The organism is Phaeobacter sp. QD34_24 (genome assembly GCF_028890115.1).
Lineage (GTDB): Bacteria > Pseudomonadota > Alphaproteobacteria > Rhodobacterales > Rhodobacteraceae > Phycobacter.
Window position 1 is genome coordinate 189,270 of sequence record NZ_JARCJD010000005.1, and the last position, 11,549, is coordinate 200,818.

Annotated in this window: 9 protein-coding genes; 7 read left to right on the forward strand and 2 right to left on the reverse strand. The window is 63.7% G+C overall.

Translation table 11 applies throughout. The annotated features are described in order from the left end of the window. The first annotated feature begins 237 nt into the window (after nucleotides 1–237). Nucleotides 238–2,016: a sulfoacetaldehyde acetyltransferase gene (xsc, locus tag PXK07_RS05955; protein WP_274847282.1), complete on the forward strand. Its 1,779-nt coding sequence runs from the start codon at nucleotides 238–240 to the stop codon at nucleotides 2,014–2,016. A gap of 5 nt (nucleotides 2,017–2,021) precedes the next feature. Beyond that, nucleotides 2,022–2,777 carry a TSUP family transporter gene (locus tag PXK07_RS05960; protein ID WP_274847283.1) on the forward strand — a complete coding sequence of 252 codons (756 nt, stop codon included), beginning with the start codon at nucleotides 2,022–2,024 and terminating at the stop codon, nucleotides 2,775–2,777. Nucleotides 2,778–2,811: 34 nt separating this feature from the next. On the opposite strand, the gene PXK07_RS05965 is transcribed toward PXK07_RS05960, so the two are convergent. Continuing rightward, nucleotides 2,812–3,663: a phosphate acyltransferase gene (locus PXK07_RS05965; RefSeq protein ID WP_274847284.1), complete on the reverse strand. Its 852-nt coding sequence runs from the start codon at nucleotides 3,661–3,663 to the stop codon at nucleotides 2,812–2,814. A gap of 33 nt (nucleotides 3,664–3,696) precedes the next feature. Between PXK07_RS05965 and PXK07_RS05970 the strand changes: the two genes are divergently transcribed. From PXK07_RS05970 to PXK07_RS05990, 5 genes are all read left to right on the forward strand, one after another. Next, complete coding sequence (locus PXK07_RS05970) at nucleotides 3,697–4,830, forward strand: citrate synthase (protein ID WP_274847285.1); 1,134 nt, start codon at nucleotides 3,697–3,699, stop codon at nucleotides 4,828–4,830. A gap of 115 nt (nucleotides 4,831–4,945) precedes the next feature. Beyond that, nucleotides 4,946–5,992, forward strand: a complete 1,047-nt coding sequence (locus tag PXK07_RS05975; RefSeq protein WP_274847286.1) for a YeiH family protein — start codon at nucleotides 4,946–4,948, stop codon at nucleotides 5,990–5,992. Nucleotides 5,993–6,016: 24 nt separating this feature from the next. Further along, entirely contained in the window at nucleotides 6,017–8,851 is a 2,835-nt protein-coding gene (locus tag PXK07_RS05980) for a molybdopterin oxidoreductase family protein (RefSeq protein WP_274847287.1), read from the forward strand. Then, nucleotides 8,848–9,630: a 4Fe-4S dicluster domain-containing protein gene (locus PXK07_RS05985; RefSeq protein WP_274847288.1), complete on the forward strand. Its 783-nt coding sequence runs from the start codon at nucleotides 8,848–8,850 to the stop codon at nucleotides 9,628–9,630. Before PXK07_RS05980 ends, PXK07_RS05985 begins: the two co-directional genes overlap by 4 nt. Next, nucleotides 9,630–10,517 carry a dimethyl sulfoxide reductase anchor subunit family protein gene (locus PXK07_RS05990; RefSeq protein WP_274847289.1) on the forward strand — a complete coding sequence of 296 codons (888 nt, stop codon included), beginning with the start codon at nucleotides 9,630–9,632 and terminating at the stop codon, nucleotides 10,515–10,517. The genes PXK07_RS05985 and PXK07_RS05990 overlap by 1 nt, the downstream gene beginning before the upstream one ends. 71 nt (nucleotides 10,518–10,588) lie before the next feature. Here the strand turns inward: PXK07_RS05990 and dapA are convergent, their stop codons facing one another. Then, nucleotides 10,589–11,461, reverse strand: coding sequence for a 4-hydroxy-tetrahydrodipicolinate synthase (dapA, locus tag PXK07_RS05995; RefSeq protein WP_274847290.1), 873 nt, complete (start codon nucleotides 11,459–11,461; stop codon nucleotides 10,589–10,591). Nucleotides 11,462–11,549: the final 88 nt, after the last annotated feature.

Consider the following 11,549-nt stretch of genomic DNA (forward strand, 5'->3'; position numbering starts at 1 on the left):
CCTTGGGCGTGGCGCCGCGCAGGGCGCGGCGCCACGCCCAACGGGAGCAATGCATCTTGGATGCAGAGGCGACGGGCGGGAGCGCACCGACACCGGTTTCACGCGTTTTCGGCACCCGGAAATTCTGGCCCTACTCGCATAATAAACTGGCCCTAACCCACCCTCGCGCGACAGCCTAAACCGGAGATAATGTCCGGCGTCTGTCGGCTCTGTCTGCGTTGCATCAGGAGCACCCACATGAAAATGACCACCGAGGAAGCCTTTGTTAAGACCCTGCAAATGCACGGGATTGAACATGCTTTCGGGATTATCGGATCCGCCATGATGCCGATTTCGGATCTCTTCCCCAAGGCAGGCATTACCTTCTGGGACTGTGCGCATGAAGGCAGCGCCGGCATGATGGCCGATGGCTACACCCGCGCCACCGGCAAGATGTCGATGATGATCGCCCAGAACGGCCCCGGCATCACCAACTTCGTCACCGCCGTAAAGACCGCCTATTGGAACCACACGCCGCTGCTGCTGGTCACCCCCCAGGCCGCGAACAAGACCATCGGCCAGGGCGGCTTCCAGGAAGTCGAACAGATGAAACTGTTCGAGGACATGGTCGCCTACCAGGAAGAGGTCCGCGATCCCTCCCGCGTGGCCGAAGTGCTGAACAGGGTGATCATGCAGGCCAAACGTGCCTCGGCCCCGGCACAGCTGAACATTCCGCGCGATATGTGGACGCAGGTGATCGACATCGAACTGCCCGCCATCGTCGAATTTGAACGCCCCGCCGGTGGCGAAAGCGCTCTGGCCCAGGCCGCGGACCTACTGTCCAACGCCAAGGCCCCGGTGATCCTGAATGGTGCTGGCGTGGTGCTGTCCAAGGGCGGTATCGCTGCCTCGGGCGCATTGGCCGAACGCCTGGATGCGCCGGTTTGCGTCGGCTACCAGCACAATGACGCCTTCCCCGGCTCGCACCCCTTGTTTGCAGGCCCGCTGGGCTACAACGGCTCCAAGGCGGCGATGGATCTGATCAAGGAGGCTGATGTCGTTCTGTGCCTTGGCACCCGGCTCAACCCCTTCTCGACCCTGCCGGGCTACGGGATGGAATACTGGCCGACCGAGGCCAAGATCATCCAGGTCGACATCAATCCCGACCGTATCGGCCTAACCAAACCCGTCACCGTGGGCATTGTCGGCGATGCGGCCAAGGTCGCAACCGCCATCCTGAACCAGCTGAGCGACAGCGCCGGAGATGAAGGTCGCGATGCGCGCAAGGCCAAGATCGCCGAGACCAAGTCCCGCTGGGCGCAGCAGCTCAGCTCGATGGACCACGAGGATGACGATCCCGGCACCACCTGGAACCAGCGCGCCCGCGCCGACAAGCCGGACTGGATGAGCCCCCGCATGGCCTGGCGCGCGATCCAGTCGGCGCTGCCACGCGAGGCGATCATCTCCTCCGACATCGGCAACAACTGCGCCATCGGCAACGCCTACCCGTCCTTCGACGAAGGCCGCAAATACCTGGCGCCCGGCCTGTTCGGCCCCTGCGGCTATGGCCTGCCTGCCGTGGTCGGCGCCAAGATCGGCTGCCCGGACGTGCCGGTCGTCGGCTTCTCAGGTGACGGCGCCTTCGGCATCGCAGTGAACGAGCTGACGGCGATTGGCCGCGATGAATGGCCTGCCGTCACCCAGGTGGTCTTCCGCAACTACCAATGGGGTGCGGAAAAGCGCAACTCGACCCTGTGGTTCGATGACAATTTCGTCGGCACCGAGCTGGATCAGCAGGTTTCTTACGCCGGGATCGCCAGCGCCTGCGGGTTGAAGGGCGTCGTCGCCCGCACCATGGACGAGCTGACCGCCGCCCTTACCCAGGCGGTCGAGGATCAGAAGAACGGCATCACCACCCTGATCGAGGCAATGATCAACCAGGAGCTGGGCGAACCCTTCCGCCGCGACGCGATGAAAAAGCCGGTTGAAGTCGCGGGCATCTCCGCCGACGACATGCGCCCGCAGCAGGTCGGCTGAACGCAATGATGCTCCCTCTCGATCTGCCATTTGATCTGAATGCAGGTCAGGGGGGCTTTCTGGCCGCCGCATTATTCGTGGCGGCCTTCATTCGCGGCTATTCGGGATTTGGATTTTCCGCGATCTTCATCATCCTGGCCGCCCTTGTGACCAATCCGCTGCCGCTGATCCCGGTGGTTTTCGCCTGCGAGATCGCCATGACCGCCTTTCAGGCGCGCGGCATCCGCCCCCATGTGGACTGGCGCCGCACGCTGATGCTGCTGGGTGGGGCAGCCATTGCCACGGTGCCTGCCGTGACCGTCATGGCGCGCCTCGGAGAGGAACAGGCACGGCTCGTGATTTCCGCGCTGGTGCTGCTGCTGAGCCTGATCCTGCTCAGCGGCTGGCAGCTGCGCCGCCCGATTGGCGGGCTCGGCAATCTCGGCGTCGGCGTGATCTCCGGCATGGCCAATAGCGCGGGCGTCGGAGGCTTGCCGACCGCTGCCTTCCTGACCGCACAGCCCATCCCGCCCGCCGTGTTCCGCGCCACCATGATCGTGTTCCTGACCGGAATCGACATGATGGCCCTGCCAGTGATGGCGGCCAACGGGCTGACGGGTACCGATACGCTGATCGGCGTCGTCCTTGCCTTCCCCATCCTTGGCGCCGGGATCTGGGTCGGCAGCCGCCGTTTTGCAACTGCCGATCAGGCCAGCTTCCGCCGTGGAGTTGTCATCCTGCTGACCGCACTCGCCGCGCTCAATATCGCGCGGGTGCTGTGATGAAACCCCGAATGCGTGCCGGTCGAACCGATCCTCAGGCCTGCGCTGCGGTCAGCACCGTGGCGGCGACGATGTCCTCGACACTGGCGCCGCGGCTGAGATCGCAGACCGGTCGCGCAAAGCCCTGCAGGAACGGACCCAGCGCCTGGGCTCCCGCCAACTCCTGGCAGAGCTTGTATCCGATATTGCCCGCATCAAGGTTCGGGAACACCAGCACATTGGCCTCCAGCGGTTCGATCCCCTTCTTGGCGGCAATCGTAGCGTTGAGGGCCGCATCCGCCTGCACCGGCCCGGCAAAGCCCGCACGCTCGGCCGCCTCGCGCACCCGCGCAACGCTGTCTCCGTCGCCCGAGGTTCCGGTGGAAAAGGACAGCATCGCCACCCGCGCCGCGCCCAAGAGCGCCTTTGCCGAAGCGGCAGAGGCACGTGCGATATCGGCAAGCTGGTCCGCATCGGGCGCCACGTTCACCGCGCAGTCGGCAAAGACCAGCTCGCGCCCATCCGGGAAGAGCATCAGGAAGAAGGACGAGGGCACAGACACCCCTTCGGCCAAGCCGATCCCGATGCTGGCGGCCTCGATCACCCGGCGAGTGGGCACATCAGCGCCCGCCACCATGGCATCTGCCTCTCCCACGGCGACCATCGCGGCAGCGCGGTACAAGGGCTTGGAAATCATACGTTTTGCGATTCCCTCTTTCAGACCGCGCGCGGCGACCAGGGCCTCCACATGGGCCTCGGACGGTTCTGCCAGCGGCAAGGCTTCGCACAGGCCATCGCGGCGCAGCTGCGCAACCGCCGCTGCAACGCGGGCATCCTCCATTTCGGGAAAGACCACCCGCGCCTGCCGCGCCTTGGCGGCCTCAACCGCATTTTCCAATACCGACATATCATTCTCCCTTGCCATAGGAAGGAGCCAGCTATGAGCGAAAACGTCAAGATCAACCGGGGCCTCAAAGGCGTCTATTTCGAGCGCTCGGGCGTTTCCGACATCGATGGCGCCAAGGGCGAGCTGAGCTATCGCGGCTATTCGATCCACGATCTGGCCACCCATTCCACCTTTGAGGAGGTCTGCTACCTGCTGATCCACGGCGAGCTGCCGACTGCGCAAGAGCTGGCCTATTTCGATGCGCAACTGAAGGCGGCGCGGGTCCTGCCGCAGGAGGTCCACGCCATCATCCGCGCCTGCAAGGACGGCCATCCGATGGATGTTCTGCGCACCGCCGTTTCCGCCCTGGCCGCGCTGGACCCCGCCAGCCAGGCGGTGGGTGAAGAGGCCTTTGTCGCCAATGGCATCCGCCTTACCAGCCAGGTGCCGATGATCATCGCCGCCCATGAGGCGATCCGCAACGGGCGCGATCTGGTTGCGCCGGATATGTCCCTGGGCCATGCCGCCAACTGGCTGTGGATGCTGAAGGGCGAAAAACCCAGCGCGGATGCGGCGCGTCTGGCGGATGTGGATTTCATCCTGCATGCCGAGCACGGCTCGAACGCCTCCAGTTTTGCGGCCCGCGTCACCATCGGCACCGAGGCCAATCTTCATGGCGCCATCGTCACGGCGCTGTCGACCCTGGCCGGTCCCGCCCATGGTGGTGCGGCAGAGGACGTGATGAAGATGGTCCACGAGATCGGCACCCCGGACAAGGCCGCCACCTATGTGAAGGCCAAGCGCGCGGCCAAGGAGGCCGTTACCGGATTTGGTCACCGGGTCTACCGCAAGGAGGATCCCCGCGCCCGCCACATGCGCGAGGGCGTGCGCAAGCTGGGCGAGGAAATGGGCGCCCCCGAGTGGTACGAGATCCTGCAGGCGGTGGTCGAGGCGATGTCTCCCTACGCGCGCCACGGGCTGAACGTGAACGTCGATTTTTATTCCGGCGTGATCTACCAGCTGCACGGCATCCCGATGGACCTTTATGTGCCGATCTTTGCCATCGGTCGCATGCCGGGCTGGGTGATCCAGTGCATCGAACAGCAGCGCGGCAATATCCTGATCCGCCCGCTGACGCTTTACAACGGACCGGAACCGCGCAGCTACACGCCCCTTTCACAGCGATAAAGGCAGCCTCTCGGATCGGGAAATCGTCCCAAACTCTCGCCTCCAGGGCGGAAATTGTCTCGCAGAGACGCAAAAACCACCCTAGCCTGACCACAGATTTGGATCTCGCAACAGAATGACCCAGACGCGCATGAATACCGTCGCACAGCCCTCAGGCAACCGGATTGCACTGCTGAAATCACGCGCTCAGGAGCTGTTTCCCGGCGTCGCCATCTCGGTGATCGTCGCGATGACGGCGCAGTTCCTCGCCGAGCAATACGCAACCCCGGCCATGCTCCTGGCGCTGTTGCTGGGCATCGCGGTCAGTTTTCTGGGCGAAGAGGGCAAGACCGTGCCGGGGGTCGCCTTTTCGGCGCGCGCCCTTCTGCGGTTGGGGGTGGCGCTGCTGGGGGTACGGGTGTCCATGACCATCATGATGGGACTGGGGGTGGAGCTGATCCTGCTGACCATCGCCGGTGTCGTTGCCACCATCGGATTTGGCATGCTGGTGGCGCGGTTCTTTGGCCATCAGTGGCGCTTTGCCCTGCTGACCGCCGGGTCGGTGGCCATCTGCGGCGCCTCGGCGGCAATGGCGATCAGTGCCATCCTGCCCCGCGATGACCGCTCCGAGGAACGGCTGGTCTTCACCGTCATGGGGGTCACCGTGCTGTCGACCTTTGCCATGATCGCCTATCCGATCCTGGCGAATTATCTTGCGTTCAACCATCTTGCGGCGGGCGTCTTCATCGGCGGCACCATCCATGATGTGGCGCAGGTGGTTGGCGCCGGTTTCTCGATCTCGGAACAGACCGGCGACACCGCCACGCTGGTGAAACTGATCCGTGTCTCGATGCTGGCGCCAGTGGTTCTGGTCGCATCGCTGGTGATCCGCGCCCGCGTCTCGGTACAGAGCGAAGGACAGCAGCCGCCGCTGCTTCCGGGCTTTGTCGTCGCCTTCATTATCCTGGCCGTGCTCAGCTCGTTTGAGCTGATCCCGGTGCAGCTATCGGCGGTTCTGAGCGATACATCGCGCTGGCTGTTGCTGATCGCAATTGCCGCCGTGGGCATGAAAAGCAATCTGAAACAGGTGCTGTCGGTTGGAGGAGCCGCCATCGCCTTGATCATCGTTGAGACCCTGTTCATCGCAGGGTTCGTTCTGACAGGTATCAAGCTACTGACCTGACGGAGCAAAGCACAGGGAGGCCAGATGACAGTCCAGCAACCCCGGGTGAACACCTCACCCGACGTCTCGGAAGAGGTGCGTCAGACCACCTGCTATATGTGTGCCTGCCGCTGCGGCATCAATGTGCACATGAAGACCGGCAGCGACGGCAGGAAACAGGTCGCCTATATCGAAGGCAACCGCGATCACCCTGTGAACAAGGGCGTTCTCTGCGCCAAGGGCAGCGCCGGCATCATGCAGCACAATGCGCCCTCGCGGCTGCGCGCGCCACTGCGCCGGGTCGGTCCGCGCGGGTCGGGGCAGTTTCAGGAAATCACCTGGGACGAGGCGCTGGATCTGGCGGTGTCCTGGCTGGAACCCTTGCGCAAAACTGCACCGGAAAAGCTGGCTTTCTTCACCGGACGGGATCAGTCGCAAAGCTTCACCAGTTTCTGGGCGCAGAACTTCGGCACGCCCAACTATGCGGCGCATGGGGGCTTTTGCTCGGTCAATATGGCAACGGCCGGGATCTACACCATGGGCGGCGCCTTCTGGGAATTCGGCCAACCCGACTGGGACCATACCAAGCTGTTCCTGCTCTTTGGCGTCGCGGAGGATCACGACAGCAACCCGATCAAGATGGGCATTGGACGGATCAAGGCACGCGGCGCGCGGGTGATTGGCGTCAACCCGATCCGCACTGGCTATAACGCGGTGGCCGATGACTGGGTCGGCATCACGCCGGGCACCGACGGGCTATTCATCCTGTCGCTGGTGCATGTGCTGCTGAAAGCCGGGAAAATCGATCTCGACTACCTCAGCCGCTACACCAACGCCCCGGTTCTGGTGAACGCCAGCGAGGGGCCGGAACAGGGCCTGTTCCTGCGCGATGAGGCAGGCAAGGAGCTGGTGATCGACCGCAAGACCGGCAAGCCCGCGCCCTTTGACCAGCCCGGCGTGCGCCCCGATCTGCATGCCACCTACCGCCATGCGGGCGTCACGCACCGGCCTGTGTTCCACCTCATGGCGGAACGCTACCTGTCAGATGACTACGCGCCCGAAACGGTGGCCGATCACTGCGGCATTCCGGCAAGCCGCATTCGCGCCATCGCCGCCGAGATCGCCCGCGTCGCCTTTGACGAGGCCTTCGAGATCCAGCAGGAATGGACCGATTTTCGTGGCGAGACGCATCAGACCATGGTGGGGCGGCCCGTGTCATTCCATTCGATGCGCGGGGTGTCCGCCCATGCCAACGGCTTCCAGACCTGCCGGGCGCTGCATGTGCTGCAGATCCTTCTCGGCACGGTGGAGGTTCCGGGCGGCTTTCGCTTCAAACCGCCCTACCCCAAGCCCGCGACCGCGCATCCCAAACCCCACTGTGGCGTGAAACCCGACTGCGCGCTGGATGGCCCGCATCTGGGGTTCGTGCACGGCCCCGATGATCTGGCCCTCAAGGAAGACGGCAGCCCGGCGCGTATCGACAAGGCCTTTACCTGGGAAAACCCGATGAGCGCCCATGGGTTGATGCATATGGTGATCTCCAACGCCCATGCAGGGGACCCTTACAAGATCGACACGCTATTCATGTATATGGCGAATATGTCGTGGAACTCCTCGATGAACACCCGCGGCGTGATCGAGATGCTGACCGATACCGATGCGGACGGCGAATATGTCATCCCGCGCATCATCTATTCGGACGCCTATAGTTCCGAAATGGTCGCCTATGCCGACCTGATCCTGCCAGACACCACCTATCTGGAGCGGCACGACTGCATTTCCCTGCTCGACCGCCCGATCTGCGAAGCGGATGCCGCCGCCGATGCGATCCGCTGGCCGGTGGTGGAGCCGGACCGGGACGTGCGCGGTTTCCAGACCGCTCTGGTGCAACTGGCAAACCGGCTAAAACTGCCTGGCTTCACCGCCGAGGACGGCAGCGCCAAGTATCAGGATTACGCCGATTATATCGTCAATCACGAACGCAAGCCCGGCATCGGCCCGCTTTCGGGATGGCGCGGGGATGGCAGCGAGTCCGGGCGCGGGGCAGCAAACCCCGCGCAACTGGACCGCTACATTGAAAACGGCGGTTTCCACGTCAGCCACATCCCCGATGCGGCGCTCTACTACAAACCCTGGAACAGGGCCTATCAGGACTGGGCGGTGGGCATGGGCCTATATGACAAGCCCGAACCCTACCTGTTCCAGCTTTATGTCGAGCCGCTCCGCCGCTTTCAACTGGCAGCCGAAGGATACGGGGAGCGCCAGCCGCCCGACCATCTGCGCGCGCGGATCACGGCCACCATGGATCCGCTGCCGATCTGGTATGAGAGTGATCAGCAGGGCAACGCGGGTTTCACTGTCAACGCTCTGACCCAGCGCCCCATGGCGATGTATCACTCCTGGGGCAGCCAGAACGCCTGGCTGCGGCAGCTGCATGGGCGCAATCCCTTGTATGTGCCGACAAAACTGATGCGCGAAAACGGCTTGTCTGATGGCGATTGGGCGCGGGTCTCTTCTCCGCACGGGGAGATCACCGTGCCAGTGATGGAGATGGCCGCGCTCAATGAAAACACGGTCTGGACCTGGAATGCCATCGGCAAGCGCAAGGGGGCCTGGGCGCTGGACGAAAACGCGCCCGAGGCCACCAAGGGCTTCCTGCTCAACCACCTGATCCACGAGCTGCTGCCCCCCAAGGGCGACGGGTTAAGATGGGCGAACTCGGATCCGATCACCGGCCAGGCCGCCTGGTTCGACCTCAAGGTGAAGATCGAAAAGGCCGCGCCGCCGGACGGCATGAGCGAAAGCCAGCCTGCCTTCGCGCCGATCACCTCGCCGGTGGGAACGGGGCCAAAGGATCTGAAATGGAAGGTGGGCAAATGACCGAATTACCTGCACAGACAGACCGCAAGATGGGTCTGGTCATCGATCTGGATACCTGCGTCGGCTGCCATGCCTGCGTGATTTCCTGCAAGGGTTGGAACACCGAAAACTACGGCGCGCCGCTGTCGGATCAGGATCCCTATGGCGCCGATCCCTCCGGCACCTTCCTCAACCGGGTGCATTCCTATGAGGTGCAACCACAGGCCACAGGCGCCCAGCCCGCCCCCGCTGCCCAGCTGGTGCATTTCCCCAAATCCTGCCTGCACTGCGAGGATGCCCCCTGCGTCACCGTCTGCCCCACCGGCGCCAGCTACAAGCGGGTCGAGGATGGCATCGTTCTGGTCAATGAAAGCGACTGTATCGGCTGCGGGCTTTGTGCCTGGTCCTGCCCTTATGGCGCGCGCGAGCTGGACCTGGCCGAAGGCGTGATGAAGAAATGCACCCTCTGCGTGGACCGGATCTATAACGACAACCTGCCCGAAGTGGACCGCATCCCCGCTTGCGTGCGCACCTGTCCCGCAGGGGCGCGGCATTTCGGCGATCTCGGAGATCCGGACAGTGATGTCTCGCAACTGGTCGCAGCGCGCGGCGGCATGGACCTGATGCCCGAGATGGGCACCAAACCCGTCAACAAATACCTGCCACCCCGCCCCAAGGACCGGATCGAGGATCAGATCGACGTGCTGGCTCCGCTACTGGCGCCTGTCGCGGAAGAACCTACCGGCTTCCTTGGCTGGCTGGACAAGGCGCTTGATAAACTGCCCGGAGGAAATTCCTGATGCATCCGGCCCCTTCCGTCATCATTTTCACCACCCTGTCAGGGCTTGGCTTTGGACTGCTCGCCTTCCTCGGGCTTGGCATGCCTTCGGTCACCGGCTGGGTCGCCTTCGTCTTTTACGCCATCGCCTATGCGCTGGCCGTGGGCGGACTGCTGGCCTCGACCTTTCATCTGGGTCACCCCGAACGCGCCTGGAAGGCCTTCAGCCAGTGGCGTACAAGTTGGCTCAGCCGCGAGGGATGCGCTGCCGTCGCCGCGCTGGTTATCATGGCAATCTACGCTGCCGGTGCCGTTTTCCTTGAGACCGACTGGCGTTTCTTAGGTGCCCTTGGCGCGGTACTCAGCATCGGCACGGTCTTCACCACGGCGATGATCTACACCCAGCTGAAGACGATCCCACGCTGGCATAGCCCGCTGACACCCATGGTGTTTCTCAGTTTCGCAATCGCGGGCGGAGCCCTGTTGGCCGGACGCGAAAGCCTTGCGCCCTGGCTCTTGGCCTTGGCCGGGGCGATTCAGCTCATCTATTGGGCCAAGACGGGTAAGCCGCTGGCGCAATCCGGCACAGACATCGGCACAGCCACGGGACTGGGGGATCGCGGCGCCGTGCGTGCATTCGAGCCGCCGCACACGGGCAGCAACTACCTGCTGCGCGAATTCACCTATGTGCTGGGCCGCAAACACGCGCTGAAACTGCGGGTGATCGGCTTTGCCCTCGCCTTTGCCCTGCCGATTGCGCTGATGGTCATCCCCTTCTCGGGGCTGATGCTGAAGCACCTGATGGCGGGCCTTGCGGTGCTGCTGCATATCGCCGGGGTCGCCTGCCTGCGCTGGCTGTTCTTTGCCGAGGCCGAACATGTGGTCGGCCTCTACTACGGTAAGCGCTGAACCTGACTTGAACACAAAGAAAAAGGCGGCCCACCCGGAGCCGCCTTTTTTGACAACTGTTCAGATGTGCCTTACAGCAAGCCTGCGTGTTTCATGGCCGCGTCGATCGCCGCCTTGGTGCTGTCTTCCAGCGTGGTCAGCGGGCAGCGGACCTCTTCGCTGCACAGGCCCAGTTTCGACAGGCCGTATTTCGCGCCCACCAGACCCGGCTCGATAAAGATCGCCTCGTGCAGGGGCATCAGGCGGTCCTGATACTCCAGCGCGGTCTTGTAATCGCCCGCCAGGGTCGCCGCCTGGAATTCGGCGCAGAGCTTCGGTGCCACGTTCGCGGTGACCGAGATGCAGCCGACGCCGCCATGGGCGTTGAAGCCCAGCGCGGTGGCGTCCTCACCCGACAGCTGGATGAAATCCGCACCGCAGGAGGCGCGCTGCTGGCTCACACGCTCCAGCTTGCCGGTGGCGTCCTTGACGCCCACGATCCGCGGCAGCTTGGCCAGCTCACCCATGGTCGCCGGGCTCATGTCGACCACCGAACGGCCCGGGATGTTGTAGATCACGATCGGGATATCGGCGCAGTCGTGCAGCGCGGTGAAATGCGCCGCCATGCCGCGCTGGGTCGGCTTGTTGTAATAGGGCGTCACCACCAGGGCCGCATCGGCGCCGATGCGTGCGGCGAATTCGACAAAGCGAATCGCCTCGACCGTGTTGTTGGAGCCAGCGCCTGCGATGACCGGCACCCGGCCCGCGGCGGCCTTCACCACCTCGGCGATCACGGTTTCGTGCTCTTCGTGGCTCAGCGTCGGGCTTTCGCCGGTGGTGCCCACGGGGACCAGACCGGTCGAGCCTTGCTCTATCTGCCATTCTACCAGGTGTTTGAGCGTATCCAGATCCAACTCGCCGTTGCGAAACGGAGTGACGAGGGCTGGCATAGAGCCTTTGAACATGGGCACGCTCCCTTAGTTGCGAGTGATCGGCAGGCAAAGCCCCGCCGGAATGGTGGACATGACCGGGATTTGAGTTGATACCGGCCCG